The sequence below is a fragment of the uncultured Luteimonas sp. genome (genome assembly GCF_947492465.1).
In the GTDB taxonomy this organism is placed as follows: Bacteria; Pseudomonadota; Gammaproteobacteria; order Xanthomonadales; family Xanthomonadaceae; genus Luteimonas.
The window spans coordinates 596,148-616,072 of record NZ_CANLNF010000001.1 but is presented as its reverse complement, the minus strand read 5'-3'; the positions used below and the strand labels follow the sequence as shown (position 1 = coordinate 616,072).

Sequence of the window (19,925 nt, the reverse complement as noted above, 5' to 3'; positions counted from 1 at the left end):
TTGCTCATCTTAATTCCCCTTTCAAGAACGTGCTTCACCAGTCCCACATCGCGCCGTCTTCCAAGCGCGCGATCGGCAGTTGCTTCGGCGCGTACGGATACTTCGCCGCCAGAGCCTCGTCGATGTCCACGCCGATGCCCGGCGTGTCGCCCACGTGCAGGCGGCCGTTGCGCAGCACGTAGTCGTGCGGGAACACCGCGTCGGTTTCCTCGGTGTGGAACATGTATTCCTGGATGCCGAAGTTCGGCACCCATGTGTCGAAGTGCAGCGCGGCGCCCATCGTCACCGGCGACAGGTCGGTCGCGCCGTGGAAGCCGGTGCGCACCTGGTGCAGGGCGGCGAAGTCGGCGATGCGTCGCACGTGGCTGATGCCGCCGCCGTGCACGATCGTGGTGCGGATGTAGTCGATCAGCTGGTTCTCGATCAGGTGCTTGCAGTCCCAGATCGAGTTGAACACCTCGCCCACCGCCAGCGCAGTGACCGAATGCTGGCGGATCAGCTCGAAGGATTTCTGGTTCTCGGCCGGGGTCGCGTCCTCCAGCCAGAACAGCCGGTACGGTTCCAGCGACTTCGCCAGTCGCGCCGCCTCGATCGGGGTCAGCCGGTGGTGCACGTCGTGCAGCAGTTCGACGTCCGGCCCGTGGTCGGCGCGCAGCTGTTCGAACAGCTTCGGCGCGGTGTCCAGGTAGCGCGGTGTATTCCAGGTGGTTTCCAGCGGCAGTTCGCTCTCGGCCGGCTCATACCCCTTGGCGCTGGAGATGCCGTAGGCCTTCTTGACGCCGGGCACGCCGCACTGCGCGCGCACCGCCAGGAAGCCCTGTTCGATGAATCGACCCACCGCATCGGAAGCTTCGGCGATGTCGCGGCCGTTGGCGTGGCCGTAGACCAGCGCGCCCTCGCGCGAGCGGCCACCCAGCAGCTGGTACACCGGCATGCCGGCCATCTTGCCGAGGATGTCCCACAGCGCCACGTCGACCGCGGCGATCGCACTCATCGTCACCGGGCCACGCCGCCAGTAGGCACCGCGATACAGGAACTGCCAGATGTCCTCGATGCGGCCGGCATCGCGGCCGACCAGGTTGGGCACCACGTGGTCCGACAGGTACGAGGCCACGGCCAGCTCGCGGCCGTTGAGGGTGGCGTCGCCCAGTCCGTACACGCCCGAGCGCGTGGTGATTTTCAGGGTGACGAAATTGCGCCCCGGGCAGGTGACGATGACCCTGGCGTCGACGATCTCGCGATCGTTCTTCGAGCCGTGGGTGGTGGTGTCTGTGGCGTTGATGTTCATCGTGCGTGGTCGTCGTCGATCATCGAGGTGATGGGCAATTCGAACGGACCTGCCGGCAGGCCGGCGCCGTCGAACAGGGTGCAGACCGGGCTGTCGGCCCAGCAGTAGCGCACGCGCGTGGCCGCGTGGGCGGCAGGCGCGTCCAAGGTGACGCGGTTGGTCCGGATCTGTGCCCGTGCGTAGCGGCAGGAGCCTGCATCGGCGCCGCACAGTTCGAAGCCGATCGGGCCGTCGGCGCCGTAGGCCACCAGGCCATCGGTTACGTCGCCGAACTCGACCACGACCGACTCGCCGTTGCGACGGGCGGCCGTGGGGACCGGGCCGGACGCGGGCAGTGTTTCGCCGTACACCACGTGGCGCGCGGCGCGCGCGAAGCGGCGTCCAAGCTCCTGCTTGTTGGTCGGATGGATGTCGTAGCGGTCGCCGATGTCGATCGCCACCACCAGCCCGGTGGAGGCGTCTTCCGCGGCAACCGCACGTTGTGCCTCGCGCAGCGCCGCCCAGTCGCTCTCGGTCGGACGGATCGGGGCCGCGCCATAGTTGGCCAGCTGCGCCACCAGCAGCGGCAGCCGCTCGCCGAAGCGCGCGCGCCAGTCCTTGCGCAGCGCGCGCAGGAGGTCGCCGTAGCGGTCGTGCTCGAAGGTGTTGGACTCGCCCTGGTACCACAGCGCGCCGCGCAGGCCGTAGCGGCCGATCGGCGCGATCATGCCGTTGTAGAGCGTGGACAGGCCCGCCGCACTCTGCCAGGGCGCCCGCGGCGGCGTGCCCGCTTCCGCTGGCACGATGCGGTACTCCCAGCCGCCGTCCAGCGGCACGCTGCTGCCGTCGGCCAGGCGCAGCGAATGCGCGCTGGCCGGGCCAGCCAGTCCGCCTTCGCGATACGTGTCGAGCACGTTCACCACGATGCTGTTCCCGCCCGCCCGCAACAGGCCCGGCGGCAGCACGTACTCGCGTCCCGCACCGGCGCCATAAGTGCTGCCGACGCCACGGCCGTTGACCCAGGTCATGTCGATTTCGTCGGCCGGACCGAGCAGCAGCACGGCTTCCTGCGCCGCCTGCGCCGCGGTCAGTTGCACGTCCGTGCGGTACCAGACCATGCCGTTGAAATCGGCCAGCGCCGGCACGCCCCAACGCTCCCAGGCACCAAGCTGCGCGGGCGCGTCGCGCCAGTTGCCCGCCGCACCGCCTTCCCAGGGACGATCGCCCGCCCCGTTGGCCGGCTGCTGCAACCACCAGCGCTGCCACAGCGCGCCCCACTCGCCCACGGCCGCGACCGGGTCGTCGGCGTAGCGCGCGAGCACGTCGAGCTCGCCGTTGTAGGTCTCGAGCGTGCGCAGGGCCTCGCCGCTGGTCCAGGCCTGGATGCGCGATCCGCCCCAGGAGGCGTCGATCAGGCCCATCGGCACGTCGACCGTCTTCTGCAGCTCGCGCGCGAAGAAGTAGCAGGCGGCGGAGAACTCGCGCACCGATTCCGGATTCACCGGCTCCCAGCGCACGTCCTCGGAAAAGGTCTGCTGCGGCGTGACATCCGAAACCTGCGGCACCGTCAGCAGGCGGATGCGGTCGTTGCCGGCGCCGGCAATCTCCGAGCGCGCGTCCAGCGCGCGCCAGACCTGCAGCTCCATGTTCGACTGGCCCGAACACAGCCACACATCTCCTACCAGCACGTCCGACACGCGCTGGCTGCGCGCGCCCGCCACGACTTCCATCACGTGCGGTCCACCCGCCTTCAGCGCTGGCAGCCGCGCCTCCCAGTGCCCGTCCGCGTCCGCACGCGCGATAGCGCGCTTGCCGGCCAACGAGACCCGCACCTGGGTGCCGGGATCGGCCTGCCCCCAGAGCCGCAGCGGCTGGTCGCGCTGGACCACCGCATGGTCCTGGAACATCGCGTGCAGCAGCGGCTCGCCGTCCGCTGCCGCGGCGGCCGGCGCCAGCAGGCACGTCGACAGCAGAAGGCCCAGCACCGCGCCGCGCGCGGAGCGATCCGAGGCCCGGCTCACTGCGTGTCCCCCGGCGCATGCGGGAACTCGAGCGCCTTGTAGTACTCCAGCGACTGTGCGGGCGGCGCCTCGCCCGGCGGCAGCGGCAGGCCCGAGAAGGTCTGGAAGTAGGCGATGCTGGCATCGCGCCACCATTGCGCCTCGTCGCGCTGGATGGCGAGGAACCGGTCCACCTGGTGGTGGCGCTCGGCATCGACCCGGCCTGCCAGGCCGGCCCACGTCGCCTGCATCCGCTCCACCTCCGCCACGCCGCGCGAGTAGCGATGCACCAGTTCGTCCCACAGCGTGCGCCCCGAGGCGACGCGACTGGTCCACGGCCGATGGTGGAACCAGAGCAGGAACTCCTCGGGCACGCGCGACGGATCGTTGAACACCTCGGCCACCGGCGGCGCGTATTGCGACACCGCATCGCTGCCTCCGGTGGTGCGGTCGAAGCCGATCCCGTCCTTCGTCGCGCGGTGGAAGTACACCGAAGTCCAGTCCGCGCGCGGCCCGCCCTCCACCCAGGGCGCCGGGCCGTAGTGGTGGCCGCGGCCCATCAGGTGGTGCAGGCCCAGCGGCGTCATGTAATCGACCACGGCCTGGTGCGAGGCCATCATCATCCCGACGATGGGCGCTGAGACGGCCTCATCGCGGGAGAACGTCATCCGCACCCAGTCCTGCGCGATCGGGCGCGCGCCGGCCTCCGGATCCCAGGCCATGCGCCCGAACGCGTACCAGTTGGCCTGGTCGAAATGCGAGCCGCTCCAGTTGCGGTCGCTGCCGATGTTGGCCACGCCGGCGATGCCGCTGAGCGCGTGCCCTTCGAGCGAGCCGTCGACCACCTTCGCCACGGTCGAACCTTCGCCCCTTGCATGCGTGTCGGCGCGCAGCACCTCCTCGTACATCGGCCCCAGGTACGCCAGGTGGGTGGCAAAACCGAGGTACTCCTTGGTGATCTGGAACTCCATCATCAGCGGCGTCTTCGGCATCGCGCCGAACAGCGGATGGAAGGGTTCGCGCGGCTGGAAGTCGATCGCTCCGTTCTTGACCTGGACCAGCACGTTGTCGCGGAACTCGCCGTCGTGCGGCACGAACTCGGTATAGGCCTGCTTGTGGCGATCATCGGGTTCCTCGTCCGAATAGACGAAGGCACGCCACATCACCACGCCGCCATGCGGCGCGACCGCGTCGGCGAGCATGTTGGCGCCGTCGGCGTGGGTGCGACCGAAGTCCTGCGGACCGGGCTGTCCTTCCGAATTGGCCTTGACCAGGAAGCCACCGAAGTCCGGGATCTTCGCGTAGATCTCCTCGGTCTTGGCGCGCCACCAGCGCTGCACCGCCGGGTCCTTGGGATCGGCGGTCTCGAGGCCGCCGATCTCCATCGGCGCGCTGAAGCGCGCGCTCAGGTAGACGCGGATGCCGTAGGCGCGCATCACCCCGGCCAGCGCCGCCACCTTGTCCAGGTACATCGGTGTCAGGATCTGCGCATTGGCGTTGACGTTGTTGAGCACGGTACCGTTGATGCCGATCGAGGCATTGGCGCGGGCGTAGTCGGTGTAGCGCGGGTCCAGCCAGCCCGGCAGGCGGTGCCAGTCCCAGATCGACTGCCCCGAGTAGCCGCGTTCGACATGCCGGCTCAGATCGTCCCAGTGGTTGAGCACGCGCAGCTTGACCTTCGGCGCCTCGCGCAGGTCCAGCGCGTCCACCGCCTGCCCGGTCTGCAGCAGCCGCAGCAGGTGGAAGGCGCCATACAGTGCGCCGGTGTCGGAGTTCGCCGCCACCACCGTCGCCGCGCGGCCGTCGATCTCAGTGCTGCGGATCAGGTAGCCCTCGTCGCCCAGCCCGTCGAGCGCAAGCTGCAGGCGCGCGATTTGCGGCAGCGACCCGGGGGTGCCGACCAGCAGCGCGCCCGCGCGCCCGAGGTCCTCCCCCTGCGCCGGGGCATGGCCGAGCAGGCCTTCCAGCCCGCGCAGCAGTTCGTCGCGGGTGGCCCGCTGGGTCGCGGTGGCGGTGGGCGCCACCAGTTGGGTGAACCGCGCGCGGTAGTCGCCGGCCCGGGCGGCATCGACCGGGCGGTAGCGCAGCCACAGCTCGTAGCCGTCCTCGGCCACGGCCACGGCCGGCAGGCACGCCAGCGCGGCCAGCAGGCAGGCCAGCATCGCCAGGAACCGGCCACCGCCGCGCACCGTCCTGTCCTGTGCGGACATGACGCCGGGATGTCGTGGACGCCTGTCGATGTGTACCATTCGTTCAGCCCTCATGTTGGTCATGGAGTACGCGTCCCGGCGGCGATCGCCGGTTTGCGCCGTGCGTGGCGTGCCGGCCACAGGCATATCGCCGCGGCGCGGCAAGGGGACAGGAATTGCAGAAACAGCCAAGGAAAGCCGCGCGCCGCAAGGGCATGGCGGTGACGCTCGACGAGGTCGCCGCGCTCGCCAAGGTGTCCCCGATGACGGTGTCGCGCGTGGTCAACGGGCACGGCAAGGTGCGCGAGACCACCCGCGAACGGGTGATGCGGGCGGTGCGCGAACTGGGCTACACGCCCAACCTCGCCGCCAGCGCGCTGGCCACCGCGCAGGACACGCGGGTGGCGATGATCTACACCAACCCCAGCAACGCCTACCTGCGCGAGCTGCTCGCCGGCGCGCTGCGCGGCGCCACGCGCACGGCCGCGCAGCTGGTGATCGACACCTGGGACAACCTCGGCCCCAGCGCACAGCGCCAGGCCGCGGCCGCGCTCGCCAAGCGCGTGGCCGGCGTGATCCTGCCGCCGCCGCTGTGCGAATCCAAGGCGCTGGTGTCGGAGTTCGTCGAGGCCGAGGTGCCGGTGGTCGCGATCGCCTCCGGCCGCTTCCACCACGACATTTCCTGCGTACGCATCGACGACTACCGCGCCAGCCGGGAAATCACCGCCCACCTGATCGCCGCCGGCCACCGCCGCATCGGCTACATCAAGGGCAATCCCAACCAGACCGCCAGCACCCGCCGCTACGAGGGCTTCCAGGCGGCGCTGGCCGGCGCCGGCATCGAACTCGATCCGAGCCTGGTCGAATCGGGCTTCTTCACCTACCGCTCCGGGCTGGAGGCGACCGAGAAGCTGCTCGCGCATCCGCAGCCGCCCACCGCGATCTGCGCGGCCAACGACGACATGGCGGCCGCGGCCGTATCGGTCGCGCACCGGCGCGGACTGGACGTCCCGCGCGACCTGTCCATCGTCGGCTTCGACGACACCTCGGCCGCGACCACGGTCTGGCCCGAGCTGACCACGATCCGCCAGCCGATCTCGGCGATGGCCGATTCGGCGGTCGACATCCTGCTGCGCAACATCCGGCGCAAGGACAAGAGCACGCGCACGGTCGTCGACCACGTCGTGCCGCACGAACTGATCGAACGCGATTCGGTGGCACCGCCCAAACGCTGATGTCCCCGCCCGCGCGCGGGCAGGAACATCGCGGCGACGGCGCGGCGGCTCGGCTGGCAGGGGCGTATGCGCTCCCATGTCGACCGGCCGCCCGACCGCTCAGCGCAGCAGGTACTGGTTGAGCAGGTTCTCGTAGCGCTCCTGCTTGCCGCTGATCTGCTCGGGCTCGCCGAGCTTTGCCGCCAGGCCCGCCAGGTCGGCCAGGCCCAGCTTGCCGGCGGCGAAGTCGGCGCCGGCGCCGCTGTCGAAGCTCGCATAGCGCTGCTTGCGCCAGCTTTCCCAGGGCGAGTCGTTGAGCAGCGCGTGCGCCACTTCCAGGCCGCGCGCGAACGCGTCCATGCCGCCGATGTGGGCGATGAACAGGTCCTCCATGTCGGTGGACTCGCGGCGCGGCTTGGCGTCGAAGTTCAGCCCGCCGACCAGGCCGCCCTGGCGCAGCACCACCATCATCGCGCCGACCGTGTCGTACAGGTCGGTCGGGAACTGGTCGGTATCCCAGCCGTTCTGCGCGTTGCCGCGGTTGGCGTCGATGCTGCCGAGCAGGCCGTGGTCGGCCGCCACCTGCAGGTCGTGCTCGAAGGTGTGGCCCGACAGCGTGGCATGGTTGGCCTCGATGTTGAGCGAGAAGTCCTTCTCCAGGCCGTGCTGCTTGAGGAAGCCGGCAACGGTGGCGCTGTCGAAGTCGTACTGGTGCTTCATCGGCTCCATCGGCTTGGGTTCGATGAAGAACTGGCCCTTGAAGCCGATGCTGCGGCCGTAGTCGCGGGCAGCGGTGAGGAAGCGCGCGAAGTGCTCGAGCTCGCGCTTCATGTCGGTGTTGTGCAGCGAGGCATAGCCTTCGCGGCCACCCCAGAACACGTAGTGTTCGCCACCCAGTTCGACCACCGAATCCAGCACCGCCTTGACCTGCACCGCCGCGCGGGCGACCACGTTGAAGTCGGGGTTGGTCGAGGCACCGTTCATGTAGCGCGGGTGCGAGAACAGGTTGGCCGTGCCCCACAGCAGCTTCATGCCGGTGGCCTGCTGGCGCTCCTTGGCCAGGCCGACCAGGTGCTTGAGGTTCTTCTCGTAGGTGCCGATGTCGTCGGCGTCCGGCGCCATGTCCACATCGTGGAAGCACCAGTACGGCACGCCGATCTTGGTGAAGAACTCGAACGCGGCATCGACCTTGGCCTCGGCCGTGGCCATCGCATCGCCCTTCTCCCAGGGGAAGCGGCGGGTGCCCGGGCCGAATGGATCGGCGCCGGCGTTGCAGAAGGTGTGCCAGTAGCAGACCGCGAAGCGCAGGTGCTCGCGCATGGTCTTGCCGCCGATCTTCTTCTCCGCGTCGTAGACCTTGAACGCGAGCGGGTTGTCCGAACCCGGACCTTCGTAGGAGATCGTGCCGATGCCGGGGAAGTATTCCTTCGCGCCGATGAATGCCTTGCTCATGTGTGTATCCGTGCGTGACGTGGTGGGAATCGGGCGGTCAGTCGGCGTAGAGCAGCCGGATCGCGTCGAGGTGGGAAAGGAAATGCCGGTACTGCGCGGCGTAGGCGGCGGTGGCGCCGGCGTGCGGCTGCGCGGCCAGGCGTGGGTCCAGGCGCACGTGCGAGGCGGCGAGCGCGCTGAGTTCGTTGTCGCTGCCGCCCTCTGCGCGGCGGACCGCCCACAGCGCCTGCAGGGCGGCGCCGAAGGCCGCGCCCTCGGACTGCTCGGGCACGTCCACGGGCAGGCCGAACATGTCGGCCACCATCTGCCGCCACACCGCGCTCTGGCTGCCGCCGCCGGTCAGGCGGATCGCCTCGAAGCGCAGGCCCGCATCGACCAGCCCGTCGTAGCCGTTCATCAGGCTGTAGAGCGCGCCTTCCATCGCCGAACGGTAGAGGTTGGCCGGCGTCAGGTTGGTGGCGGTCATGCCGAACAGGTTGCCGCGGCCGTGCGGCAGGTCGGGCGTGCGTTCGCCATTGAGGAAAGGCAGCATCAGCAGCCCGTCGGCGCCCGGCACGGTGCCGGCCAGCAGCGCATCGCCGTCGCGCGAGGAGAAGCCGCACAGGCGCGCGACCGCCTCGGTGGCGACGGTGCAGTTCATGGTGCAGATCAGCGGCAGCCAGCCGCCGGTGGAGTCGCAGAACGCGGCCCAGCGGCCCTGCGCGTCGACCACCGGATCGGCGGCATAGGTGAACAGCGTGCCCGAGGTGCCCAGGCTCATGCTGAGCACGCCCGGCACGACGTTGCCGGTACCGATCGCGGCCATCATGTTGTCGCCGCCGCCTGCGGAGACCTGCACCGCATGCGGCAGGCCCAGTTCGTCGGCCAGCGCCGGGCGGATCTTGACCAGGCTGTCGGCGCCGACCAGCGGCGGCAGGCACGCGCGAAGGTCGCGGTCGGGATCGGTCGCAGCCAGCATCTCGGCCGACCATTCGCGCGTGCGCACGTCGAGCCAGCCGGTCCCGGACGCATCGCCGTGCTCCATCCACAGCTCGCCGGTCAGCCAGTAGTTGATGTAGTCGTGCGGCAGCAGGATCGTGGCCAGGCGCGCGTAGGCCTGCGAGCGGTGCTTGCGCGTCCACGGCAGCTTGGAGGCGGTGTAGCCGGCCAGGATCGGGTTGCCGGCCAGCTCGATGCAGCGCGCCGCGCCGCCGGCAGCGTCCATGATCTCGTCGCACTCGGCGGTGGTGCTGGTGTCGTTCCAGAGCTTGGCGGGCGCCAGCACGTTGCCGCCGCGATCCAGCGGCACGAAGCCGTGCTGCTGGCCCGACACGCCGATCGCCGCGACCCGTGCGCGCAGCGCCGGATCGATCCGCGCGAAGCAGGCGCGCACCGCATCCACCCACCAGTCCGCGCGCTGCTCGCGGCTGCCGTCGTCGCCCGCCGCCAGATCCAGCGGCTGGCCGGCATTGGCCACGATCTGGCGCAAGTCGGGGTCGTAGACCACGAGCTTCACGCTCTGCGTGCCCACATCCAGTCCAGCAAACAGCCCCATCGAAGGTCCCCAGAAAGTTAGCGCTACCACAACCGGAATGCAGAAAACCCGAACCCGGCGCCGGCACCGATTGGCCCAGACGCCCATCCCCGGCATGGCGGCGAGGGTGAACTCTACACATCCCGACGGAAAAAGCCTTGCTGCAGTGCGCAACCCGCTGTCCCGGAAGGGACAGCAGGAGAGTTAGCGTTAACATTCTGTTGCGTAAACCCCCTCACCGCGCGGTTTCCAGGGCCGCCGCGTGACGGTGGTCACGCAGCGGGGCTCCCCGATCCCGAAACGCTGTCGGAGCCAAGCCGACCGGTTCCGCCCATTACCGCGCGGGCGGGTAGCCGGCGGCAGCTGACGGCTTCCCTGGCCGTCAGAGCAGCATGATCCGGCACTGCCCCGCGAGCACCGGGCCGGACAGGATCCGGTAACCGTCGTTGTCGAAGCCCGGCACGTCCGCCACCAGTCGTCGCGCCTGCGCCCGGGTGGTCGCGCTGCCCAGGTAGTGCCAGTCGCGGACGACGTGGATCTGGGTCATGTCCGCGCCCTCCTCCATCAGGCCCACCGCGCCGGCATAGGGCCACGCCGCCACCTGGCGTTCCTGCAGCGCCGCTTCCAGCCGGGCCTCGTGCTCGGCCAGCGGCTCGTGTCCTGCGCAGGCGCCGGCGCAGCGCGCGATGGTGGCGCGGAAACAGGGCCGGCCCGCCTGCACGCCTTCGATCCCGAGCAGGCCGTAGCACAGCCGGTTCTCGTCGGCGAGCTCCCGCAGCGCCTGCAGCGCCGCCTGGCGGCTGGCGTACAGGCCGTACAGCCGCGATGCCGAGGCGAACGGGAGGCTGGCCGAATGCACCACTTCCGGCCGCCCGCGCAGCAGCCGGATCGAGTACAGGTCGCGCCGCCGCCGCAGCAGCTTGTTGTGCACCGGCTGCCGCAGCTTGATCTGCTGCGCCTCCAGCAGCTGCGCGCCCAGGTCGCCGGCGGTGCGGGTGAACTCGATCCGGCGCGCCTGCCTCAGCAGCCGCGCTTCCCGGGGCGTGCGCATGTGCTCCATGACCCGCTGGCGGATGTCCACGCTCTTGCCGATGTACAGCGGCACCGGGCCGGATTCGCCCAGGAACACGTACACGCCCGGCGCCCGCGGCAGCAGCGCGATCTGCGGGCGCAGGTGCTCGGGATAGGCGTAGTGCGAGGCCTCGGTGCGGCGCGCAGGCAGGGGGACGTACATGGACAGGTACGGGAGGGCGGGGAGCCGGATGCTCGGCCGGCGCGGTCTCAGGCCGCGAGACCGCGGCGCGCTTCCCTGCGCGGGTAGAATTCTCCGGCTCCCCTACGCAGTTTTCAAATGACCGAGTCCGTCCGCCCCGTCTTCCACGGTTTCGAGCAGATCCCGCTGCGCGAGTACGCCGAGCGCGCCTACCTCGACTATTCGATGTACGTGGTGCTCGACCGCGCCCTGCCGTTCATCGGCGACGGCCTCAAGCCGGTGCAGCGCCGGATCATCTACGCGATGAGCGAGCTGGGGCTGGGCGCGGCCTCCAAGCCCAAGAAGTCCGCGCGCACGATCGGCGACGTGATCGGCAAGTTCCACCCGCACGGCGACAGCGCCTGCTACGAGGCGATGGTGCTGATGGCGCAGCCGTTCTCGTACCGCTATCCGCTGGTGGACGGCCAGGGCAACTTCGGCTCCTCCGACGATCCCAAGTCGTTCGCGGCGATGCGCTACACCGAATCGCGGCTCACCCCGATCGCGGAGATGCTGCTGGGCGAACTCGCCCACGGCACTGCCGACTGGGTGCCCAACTTCGACGGCACGCTCGAGGAACCCAGCTGGCTGCCCGCGCGCCTGCCACACCTGCTGCTCAACGGCACCACCGGCATCGCGGTGGGCATGGCCACCGACGTCCCGCCGCACAACGTGGGCGAGATCGTCAGCGCCTGCGTGCGCCTGCTCGACGACCCCGATGCGAGCGTGGCCGACCTGTGCGAGCACGTGCGCGGCCCGGACTATCCGACCGCGGCCGAGATCATCACCCCCGCCGCCGACCTGCGCGCGATCTACGAGACCGGCACCGGCAGTGTGCGCGCCCGCGCCACGTTCGCCCGGGAAGGCGCCAACATCATCGTCACCGCCCTGCCCTACCAGGTCTCGCCGTCGAAGGTGATCGAACAGATCGCCGCGCAGATGCGGGCCAAGAAGCTGCCCTGGCTGGAGGACATCCGCGACGAGTCCGACCACGCCAATCCGGTGCGCATCGCGCTGATCCCGCGTTCGAACCGGGTCGATGCCGAACAGCTGATGGGCCACCTGTTCGCCACCACCGACCTGGAGAAGAGCTACCGGGTCAACATCAACGTGATCGGCCTGGACGGCCGGCCGCAGGTGAAGAACCTGCGCATGCTGCTGACCGAGTGGCTGGCGTTCCGCACCAGTACCGTCACCCGCCGCCTCCACCATCGGTTGGACAAGGTCGAGCGCCGCCTGCACCTGCTCGAGGGCCTGCTGGTCGCCTTCCTCAACCTCGATGAGGTGATCCGCATCATCCGCACCGAGGACGAACCGAAGGCGGCGCTGATCGCGCGCTTCGCGTTGTCCGAGGACCAGGCCGACTACATCCTCGAAACCCGGTTGCGGCAGCTCGCGCGCCTGGAGGAGATGAAGATCCGCGGCGAGCAGGACGAACTGGCGAAGGAACGCGCCGGTATCCAGGCGACGCTCGACAGCAAGAGCAAGCTGAAGAAGCTGATCAAGGACGAACTGCTGGCCGACGCGAAGAAGCACGGCGACGCGCGCCGCTCGCCGTTGGTCGCGCGCGGCGCCGCGCAGGCGCTGGACGAGACCGACCTGGTGCCCAGCGAGCCGGTGACCGTGGTGGTCAGCCAGAAGGGCTGGGTGCGCGCGGCCAAGGGCCACGACGTCGATGCCGCGGCGCTGTCCTACCGCGATGGCGATGCGCTGCTGGCGGCGGTGAAGAGCCGCACCAGCCAGCAGGTGGCCTTCCTCGACAGCAGCGGGCGCAGCTACTCGACCCTGGCGCACTCGCTGCCCTCGGCGCGCGGCAACGGCGAGCCGCTCACCGGACGCTTCTCGCCGGCCCCGGGCGCCTCGTTCGTAGCGCTGGCCAGCGCCGGCAACGACGAGCGCTTCGTGCTGGCGTCCTCGCACGGCTATGGCTTCGTCACCCGCTTCGAGAACCTGACCGGACGCAACAAGGCCGGCAAGGCCCTGCTGTCGCTGTCGGAGGGCGCGCTGGTGCTGCAGCCCGCGCCGGTCGGCAGCGTCGAGGCCGACCGCATCGTCGCGGTCACCAGCGCCGGCCATCTGCTGGCGTTCCCGGTGGCCGAGCTGCCCGAGCTGGACAAGGGCAAGGGCAACAAGCTGATCGAGATCCCGAAGGCCAAGCGCGGCACCGAGCGCGTGGTCGCGGTGGCGGTGGTGCCGCCGGGCGGCACCCTGTCGGTGAAGTCCGGCGCGCGCTCGATGAGCCTGTCGTTCAAGGATCTTGGCGACTACCTGGGCGCGCGCGCCAGCCGCGGTGGACTGCTGCCGCGGGGCTGGCAGAAGGTCGACGGGCTGCTCGTGGAATGATGGGCGTGCGCGGCAGGTGCGGCGCGACCGGTCGCGTCGCCACCCGTGTCGATGCGGCACACGACGGAGGCCACCATGCAACCCGATTTCTGGCATGAGCGCTGGCGGAGCCGGCGCATCGGATTCCACCGCGACGTGCCCCTGCCGCTGCTGGTCCGGCACTGGCCATCGCTCGAACTCGCGCACGGCAGCCGGGTGTTCGTGCCGCTGTGCGGCAAGTCGCTGGACATGGTCTGGCTGGCCGGACAGGGACACCGGGTGCTCGGCATCGAACTGTCGGAACTGGCCATCGCGCAGTTCTTCGAGGAGCGCGGGCTCACGCCGGAAACCCGCAGCAGCCCGGCCGGCACCCACTACGTGGCCGGCCCCTGGGAACTGGTCGCCGGCGATGCCTTCGCCATTCCCGGCGAACTGCTGGCCGACTGCGCGGGCGTCTACGACCGCGCCGCGCTGATCGCGCTGCCGCCGGAGCTGCGCGCGGTGTACGCCACCACGACCTGGCGGCGCCTGCCCGGCGGCTGCCGCGGGCTGCTGGTCACGCTCGAGTATCCGCAGGCGGAGAAGGCCGGACCGCCGTTCCCGGTCGAGGAGGCCGAAGTCCACGCCCGCCTGGATCCGGACTGGACCGTGGCGCTGCTGGAGCGCCGCGACATCCTGGCCAACGAACCCTCGTTCCAGGCCGAGGGCGTGTCGGCGCTCTCCACCGCCGTGTACCGGGTCGCGCGCAGGCCCTAGCGGATCCGCCGGACCCGCCGTCGCTCACGCATGCGGCGCGTCGCCGCCCATGCGCGACTGCTGGTAGTTCTGCAGGCCCACCATCGCGATCAGGCGCAGCTGCTGCTCGAGCCAGCGTGTGTGGTCTTCCTCGGTGTCCTGCAGCTGCGCCACCAGCATCTGCCGGCTGACGTAGTCGCCATGCTGTTCGCACAGCGCGATGCCCTTGGCCAGGTGGTCGCGCACCTTGTATTCGAGTTCCAGATCCTTGCGCAGCATCTCCTCGACCGTGCGCCCGGGCTCGAACGCATCCGGGCGCATGTCCGGCTCGCCTTCCAGGAACAGGATCCTGCGCAGCAGCGCGTCGGCGTGCTGGGTTTCCTCTTCCATCTCGTGGTTGATCCGCGCGTGGAGCGCGTGCAGCCCCAGGTCCTCGTAGCGGCGCGAATGCAGGAAATACTGGTCGCGCGCGGCCAGTTCCCCGCGCAGCAGGAACTTCAGGTAGTCGACGACTTCAGGCTGGCCTTTCATGGCGCGGGGCTCCGGGGGAAGGAATGCCGGCCAGTATGCCCAAGCGCTGCGCACGATGAGGGATGAGAGCAAGATCAGTTCCCATTCTCGGCCACCTCCCCTGCGACATCGTGTCCTCCCTTCGCGGCCCCGGCCGCGCGCGCCAGCCGCCGCAGCGCGCGCAGCGAGCCGGGCTCTTCGGCGAGCACGAGCCCGCGCAGGTTGCGGTCGATGCGCTCGACGTAGCCCAGGTCGTTGAGCAGCGAGGCAGCCTGCAGTCCGTCCAGCTCGCCGTGCCCCACCATCGCCAGGATCCGGTGACGGAAGCCGGTTTCGAAGCGGACGGCCTGCGCCTCCAGCGCATCGCGTCGCGCGGTCCGTGCCCGCCTCGTGGGGTCGTCGCCGGAGCCGTACAGGGCGCGCATCTGTCCGAACAGGTGGCGGCGCAGCGCCACGTAGGCCTGGCGCAGCGGCGCGTCCTCGCCGCGCAGGCGCGGCAGCAGGTTCTTCTGCAGGTGCTTGGCGTCCTTCACCGCCTCGACCATCTGCGCCGCCGCCATCTGGCCCTGGGTCCAGAAGCGCTGGTGCTCCTCGTCCATCGGCACCTCGATGCGACCCATGAAGGCGAGCAGGTCGGCGTACACGCCCTTGACGCGCTGCCGGTACAGCGCCTCGGCATCGGGGCAGTCGTCCGGCGGTCGTTCCGAGAGCCGGGCGTCGTCCGGCACCGGCGACGACGGGCCGGCGAGCGGCAGGCCGAGCGCGCGGCAGATCACCTCCAGGCTGAGCGCGCCGAGGTGGCGAAGTTCCAGCGCCACCGCCGCGGCCGCGGCGTCGGCCGAGTCCAGCGCCTGGCCGCTGAGGTGGCGGGCGCGGAGCGGGCCGTCGCTGGCGGGCCTGTTGGCGGCCACCGGCACCGGTTCGGCGCGCTCGGGCAGCCAACGCTGCAGCCAGTGCGCCAGCCGCCCCTGCCAGGGCCAAAACAGCGCCACGCCGATCGCGTTGAACAAGGTATGGAACAGCGCCAGCTGCAGCAGCGTATTGGCGCCGAAGCCGGCGAGGCCGGAGGCCGCGAGCACCAGCCAGGTCAGGGGCGACAGCAGCGCCAGCGCCAGCAGCGCGGTCGCGACATTGAACAGCACGTGCGCCAGCGCCAGGCGCTGGCCGCTGCGGTTGCCGCCGAGCGCGCCGACCACGCCGGTGCTCACGCTGCTGCCCACGTTTGAGCCGATGGCCAGCGCCAGCGCCGGCCCCAGCTCGAGCTGGCCGGCCGCCAGCGCAGCCAGGATCAGCATCAGGGTCGCGTGGCTGGACTGCAGCACCACCGTGGCGGCCAAGCCGGCCAGGGCGAACAGCAGTACCCCGCGGACGCCCTCGACCGGCATTGCGGCCAGGTCGAGGTGTCCGCCAAAGGCGGCGAAGCCGGACTTGACCTGGTCGATGCCCAGGAACACGAACGCGATGCCCAGCACCACGCGTCCGGCCGCGCGGCCGCGCGGGCCGGTGAATCCGGCCAGCACCCCGAACACCAGCAGCGGCAGCGCCAGGGGCGACAGGCTGAAGTCGTGCCCGGCCAGCGCCAGCAGCCAGATGCCGCTGGTCGCGCCCAGGTTCGCGCCGAAGATGATCGCCAGCCCGCCGCCGAGTCCGATCAGCCCGGAGCTGATGAACGCGATGGTGAGCAGCGACACCAGCGTGCTCGACTGCAGCACCACCGTCCCGCCGATGCCGAACAGCAGGCCCCGCGCCGGGGTGCCGGTGCTGCGCGCGAGCAGCTGCTCGAGGCGGCCCCCGGCCAGCTGGCGCAAGCCTTCCTCCAGGCACTGCATGCCGAACAGGAAGATCGCCAGCCCGGCGCAGAGCTGCAGCCAGCCGGCGTCGCGCCAGAACGACCAGGCCAGCACCGCCACGACGATGGCCAGCAGCATCCCCCGCAGTTTCGAACCCACTCCACTCCTCCCGACGGCGCCCGCCATTAGACCCCGCCCGCCGCCACGCGCCTATCCGGGTGCGCGGCGCGAGCGCGACCCGATCCGCTAGAGTCGCGGCTCATGCGCGGGGGACGGACGACGATGGTGCGATGGCTGACGCGGATCGGGCTGCTGGCGCTTGCGCTGGCGCTGCTGCTGGCCGGGCTGGCGTGGTGGCTGCTGCGCGGCAGCCTGCCGACGCTCGACGGCGAACTGGCGCTGGCGGGGCTGTCGGCGCCGGTCAGCGTGCAGCGCGACGCACTGGGCGTGGTCACCATCGACGCGCGCAGCGAAGCCGATGCCCTGCGCGCGCTCGGCTACGTGCACGCGCAGGAGCGCTATTTCGAGATGGACCTGTTGCGGCGCACCTCCGCGGGGGAACTGGCGGAGCTGTTCGGCGAGGTCGCCCTCGATCTCGACCGCCGCCATCGCGTGCACCGCATGCGTGCGCGCGTCGAGGCCAATCTGGACGCCATTGCCGGCACCCGGATGCCGCAGCTCCAGGCCTATGCCGATGGCGTCAACGCCGGACTGGCAGCACTGCGTACGCGCCCCTGGCCGTACCTGTTGCTGCGCCAGCAGCCACAGCCCTGGCGCCCTGCCGACACCGCCCTGGCGGGATACGCCATGTACTTCGACCTGCAGGACGCGTCGAACGCCGATGAGCTCGCGCTGTGGAAGCTCAGGCCGCACCTGCCGGCGCCGCTCCTGGCCCTGCTCACCCATCCGGGCAGCAGCTGGGATGCGCCGCTGGCCGGCGACGCCTTCGGCGACGCGGCGCTGCCCCCGGCCAGCGAGGTGGACCTGCGTGCTCTGGCGATGCCCGGCACCGCCGCGGCGGACGCGGTCGCCACAGTGGGCCCGCCCCGTCCGTACGGCCCGGCACGCGCCTCGCGCCACGCGACCGACCTGCGCCCGGGCAGCAACAATTTCGCCGTGTCCGGCGCGCTGACCGGCGACGGCCGCGCGATCGTGGCCGACGACATGCACCTGGGCCTGCGCGCGCCCAACCTGTGGTTCCGCGCGCGCCTGCGCTGGCCCGACGCGGATGCGCCCGGCGGCCGCGTCGACGTGCAGGGCGTCACCCTGCCCGGCCTGCCGGCGGTGATCGTCGGCAGCAACGGGCACGTGGCCTGGGGCTATACCAACAGCTATGGCGACTACCTGGACTGGGCGCTGGAAACGCCCTGTGTCGACGGCGGCACTGTGCTGCGCGAGGACGCCACCGCCTGCGCCGCGGTGCGGGTGCAGCGCGAGCGCATCCGGGTCGCCGGCGCCGCACCGGTGGCGCTCGATGTGCGGGAAACGCGCTGGGGACCGGTCCTGCACGACCTGCCCGACGGCCGGCTGCTGAGCCTGCGCTGGACCGCGCACCTGCCCGGCTCGGTGAACCTGGCGCTGGCCGACTTCGCGCGCGCGGCCGATCTGGACGCGGCGCTCGCGCTGGCCGACCGCGCCGGCGTGCCGACCCAGAACCTGGTGATCGGCGATCGCCGGGGGCGGATCGCCTGGCGCCTGCTGGGGCCGCTGCCGGCGCGCGCATCCGTCTGCGATCCCGCGGCGCCGGCGCCGGTGGCGATTACCGGCGAGGACAGCCAGCCGCTCGCACCCGCCGCCGGGTCCGGCGGCCCCACGGCCTGCCCGCCGTGGTCCCTGGCCACCGATGCCTCGCCACTCGCCGCCTCCCCCGCGTTCGACCGGCTGTGGACCGCCAATGCCCGCACCCTGGGCGGCGAGGACCTGGCCCGGGTCGGCAACGGCGGCTACGCGCTCGGCGCCCGCGCCGCGCAGATCCGCGATGCACTGCAGGCGCGCGACCGCTTCACCGAAGCCGACCTGCTGGCCATCCAGCTCGACGACCGCGCCGTGCTCATGGCCCGCTGGTGGCAACTGCTGCGCTCGCTGGACGACGACGCGCAGCCGGCGCTGCACGCGCTGGCCGGTGCGGCGGAACACTGGGAAGGCCGCGCCAGCGTCGAGTCGGCCAGCTACCGCATCGTCCGCGCCTGGCGCCTGGCGGTGCACGAGCGTCTGCTCGACGGCCTGCTGGCGCCCGCCAAGGCCGCCATGGGCGAGGAATTCGAGGCACCGGGCTTTCCCCAGTTCGAGGGCGTGGCCTGGCCACTGGTGCAGCAGCGGCCGCCGCACCTGCTGCCCAGGCGGTTCGAATCCTGGCAGGCGCTGTTCGAGGACGCCGCCCGGCAGGTCCGCGACGAACTCGCCCGCCAGGGTCCACTGCACGAACGCAGCTGGGGCGAACGCAATACCGCCGCGATCTGCCATCCACTGGCCGGCTCCCTGCCGCTGGGGCGGCGGCTGCTGTGCATGCCCGCCGAGCCGCTGCCGGGCGACGCGATGATGCCGCGGGTGCAGGGGCCGGCCTTTGGCGCCTCGCAGCGCATGGTAGTCGCCCCCGGGCATGAGGAGGCCGGGCTGATGCACATGCCCGGCGGGCAGAGCGGCCATCCGCTCTCGCCGTTCTGGGGCGCGGGGCACGACGACTGGGTCCACGGCCGGCCAACGCCGTTCCTGCCGGGGCCGGCCACCCACACGCTGCAGTTGCGGCCCGGGCAGGGTTGAGCGCAGTCGCCATGGGGCGTTCACCCGCGGCTTGCTAGCGTACCGGCCGCCAGTTCCCGCCAGCGATGTGAAGGCGGCTGACCTGCCGCTGCCGCTTTCGCCGTTCCCAAGCACAATCCCCCGCCAGTCCGCCCCGCCGACGCGCAACGCATGATTGAATTCGGACACCTCACCCACGTCGGCCTGCGGCGGGAACTGAACGAGGACACCTACTACGGCGACAGCGAGCTGGGGCTGTGGCTGGTGGCCGACGGCATGGGTGGCCACGAGTACGGCGAGGTCGCCAGCGCGCTGGCGCGCGAGACGATCGTCCGCGAAACCCGCCAGGGCACCCCGCTGCAGCAGGCGATCCGCATCGCCGACGAGGAGATCATCCGCGCCTCGCGCCAGCGCAGCGACGCCCTGCCGATGGGCACCACCGTGGTCGCCGCCCGCGTCACCGGGCGCCGCTTCGAAGTGGCCTGGGTAGGCGACAGCCGCGCCTACCTGTGGCGCGAGGGCAAGCTGGCCCAGCTCTCGCACGACCACAGCTACGTGCAGGAGCTCATCGCCCAGGGCGCGATCAGCATCGACCAGGCGCGCAGCCACCCGCATCGCAATGTGGTCACCCAGGCGCTGGGGGTCACCGATCCGCAGGCGCTCAACGTCGAAACCCTGTCCGGCGAACTCGCCCCCGGCTCGCAGCTGCTGCTGTGCAGCGACGGGCTGACCGAAGAGGTGGACGACCGCGCCATCTCGCGCGTGCTCGGCCACACCGAGTGCAGCGCGCAGGAATGCGTGGACGGCCTGGTCGCGGCCGCGCTCGACGGCGGCGGTTCGGACAACGTTACCGTGGTGCTGGTGCGCAGCCACTGAGCGGCGCGGGCGCCGAGTGCGTCCGCCGTCGACGTGCCGCGTCCGCGATGGACGCGTTCCGCCCGG

The 19,925-nt window shown here is 71.1% G+C and carries 13 protein-coding genes; 5 read left to right on the top strand and 8 right to left on the bottom strand.

Going from position 1 to position 19,925, the window contains the following annotated elements:
- Nucleotides 1-34: 34 nt before the first annotated feature.
- Genes manD through Q0863_RS02775 form a run of 3 tightly spaced genes read right to left on the bottom strand, consistent with a single transcriptional unit; the run spans nt 35 to nt 5,429 of the window.
- Complete coding sequence (gene manD / locus Q0863_RS02785) at nt 35-1,288, bottom strand: D-mannonate dehydratase ManD (protein ID WP_298574811.1); 1,254 nt, start codon at nt 1,286-1,288, stop codon at nt 35-37.
- Entirely contained in the window at nt 1,285-3,252 is a 1,968-nt protein-coding gene (locus tag Q0863_RS02780) for a sialate O-acetylesterase (RefSeq protein ID WP_298575869.1), read from the bottom strand. Before Q0863_RS02780 ends, manD begins: the two co-directional genes overlap by 4 nt.
- A 32-nt stretch (nt 3,253-3,284) precedes the next feature.
- Nucleotides 3,285-5,429 carry an alpha-glucuronidase family glycosyl hydrolase gene (locus Q0863_RS02775; protein ID WP_298575865.1) on the bottom strand — a complete coding sequence of 715 codons (2,145 nt, stop codon included), beginning with the start codon at nt 5,427-5,429 and terminating at the stop codon, nt 3,285-3,287.
- Between the two features lie 242 nt (nt 5,430-5,671).
- Here Q0863_RS02775 and Q0863_RS02770 point away from each other — a divergent pair, with 242 nt between their 5' ends.
- Nucleotides 5,672-6,691 (top strand): LacI family DNA-binding transcriptional regulator, encoded by a 1,020-nt coding sequence (locus tag Q0863_RS02770; protein ID WP_298575863.1) that lies wholly within the window; start codon nt 5,672-5,674, stop codon nt 6,689-6,691.
- Between the two features lie 99 nt (nt 6,692-6,790).
- Here Q0863_RS02770 and xylA read toward each other — a convergent pair whose 3' ends face one another.
- The 3 genes from xylA to cho all read right to left on the bottom strand — a co-directional run bounded on the left by xylA (nt 6,791) and on the right by cho (nt 10,869).
- On the bottom strand, nt 6,791-8,122 hold the full coding sequence (gene xylA, locus Q0863_RS02765; RefSeq protein ID WP_298574809.1) for a xylose isomerase: 1,332 nt from the start codon (nt 8,120-8,122) through the stop codon (nt 6,791-6,793).
- A gap of 37 nt (nt 8,123-8,159) precedes the next feature.
- Entirely contained in the window at nt 8,160-9,656 is a 1,497-nt protein-coding gene (gene xylB / locus Q0863_RS02760; RefSeq protein WP_298574807.1) for a xylulokinase, read from the bottom strand.
- Nucleotides 9,657-10,017: 361 nt separating this feature from the next.
- On the bottom strand, nt 10,018-10,869 hold the full coding sequence (cho, locus tag Q0863_RS02755) for an excinuclease Cho (RefSeq protein WP_298574805.1): 852 nt from the start codon (nt 10,867-10,869) through the stop codon (nt 10,018-10,020).
- 117 nt (nt 10,870-10,986) lie between these two features.
- Here cho and parC point away from each other — a divergent pair, with 117 nt between their 5' ends.
- Together parC and Q0863_RS02745 are read left to right on the top strand one after the other, a co-directional pair.
- Complete coding sequence (gene parC, locus Q0863_RS02750) at nt 10,987-13,230, top strand: DNA topoisomerase IV subunit A (protein WP_298574803.1); 2,244 nt, start codon at nt 10,987-10,989, stop codon at nt 13,228-13,230.
- A 75-nt stretch (nt 13,231-13,305) separates the two neighbouring features.
- Nucleotides 13,306-13,965 (top strand): thiopurine S-methyltransferase, encoded by a 660-nt coding sequence (locus Q0863_RS02745; protein ID WP_298574801.1) that lies wholly within the window; start codon nt 13,306-13,308, stop codon nt 13,963-13,965.
- Between the two features lie 24 nt (nt 13,966-13,989).
- Here Q0863_RS02745 and bfr read toward each other — a convergent pair whose 3' ends face one another.
- Both bfr and Q0863_RS02735 read right to left on the bottom strand, forming a co-directional pair.
- Nucleotides 13,990-14,475 (bottom strand): bacterioferritin, encoded by a 486-nt coding sequence (gene bfr / locus Q0863_RS02740; protein WP_298574799.1) that lies wholly within the window; start codon nt 14,473-14,475, stop codon nt 13,990-13,992.
- Nucleotides 14,476-14,549: 74 nt separating this feature from the next.
- On the bottom strand, nt 14,550-16,403 hold the full coding sequence (locus Q0863_RS02735; protein WP_298574797.1) for a Na/Pi symporter: 1,854 nt from the start codon (nt 16,401-16,403) through the stop codon (nt 14,550-14,552).
- A gap of 123 nt (nt 16,404-16,526) precedes the next feature.
- On the opposite strand from Q0863_RS02735, the gene Q0863_RS02730 reads away from it, so the two are divergent.
- A complete protein-coding gene (locus Q0863_RS02730; RefSeq protein WP_298574796.1) occupies nt 16,527-19,004 on the top strand; it encodes a penicillin acylase family protein in 2,478 nt (825 codons plus the stop codon).
- A 150-nt stretch (nt 19,005-19,154) separates the two neighbouring features.
- Nucleotides 19,155-19,859 (top strand): PP2C family serine/threonine-protein phosphatase, encoded by a 705-nt coding sequence (locus Q0863_RS02725; RefSeq protein ID WP_298574794.1) that lies wholly within the window; start codon nt 19,155-19,157, stop codon nt 19,857-19,859.
- Nucleotides 19,860-19,925: the final 66 nt, after the last annotated feature.

Coding starts and splice junctions, on each gene's coding strand:
- manD (WP_298574811.1), bottom strand. CDS start 1,288: ATGAACATCAACGCCACAGACACCACCACCCACGGCTCGAAGAACGAT.
- Q0863_RS02775 (WP_298575865.1), bottom strand. CDS start 5,429: ATGCTGGCCTGCCTGCTGGCCGCGCTGGCGTGCCTGCCGGCCGTGGCC.
- Q0863_RS02770 (WP_298575863.1), top strand. CDS start 5,672: ATGGCGGTGACGCTCGACGAGGTCGCCGCGCTCGCCAAGGTGTCCCCG.
- xylA (WP_298574809.1), bottom strand. CDS start 8,122: ATGAGCAAGGCATTCATCGGCGCGAAGGAATACTTCCCCGGCATCGGC.
- xylB (WP_298574807.1), bottom strand. CDS start 9,656: ATGGGGCTGTTTGCTGGACTGGATGTGGGCACGCAGAGCGTGAAGCTC.
- cho (WP_298574805.1), bottom strand. CDS start 10,869: ATGTACGTCCCCCTGCCTGCGCGCCGCACCGAGGCCTCGCACTACGCC.
- parC (WP_298574803.1), top strand. CDS start 10,987: ATGACCGAGTCCGTCCGCCCCGTCTTCCACGGTTTCGAGCAGATCCCG.
- Q0863_RS02745 (WP_298574801.1), top strand. CDS start 13,306: ATGCAACCCGATTTCTGGCATGAGCGCTGGCGGAGCCGGCGCATCGGA.
- bfr (WP_298574799.1), bottom strand. CDS start 14,475: ATGAAAGGCCAGCCTGAAGTCGTCGACTACCTGAAGTTCCTGCTGCGC.
- Q0863_RS02730 (WP_298574796.1), top strand. CDS start 16,527: ATGGTGCGATGGCTGACGCGGATCGGGCTGCTGGCGCTTGCGCTGGCG.
- Q0863_RS02725 (WP_298574794.1), top strand. CDS start 19,155: ATGATTGAATTCGGACACCTCACCCACGTCGGCCTGCGGCGGGAACTG.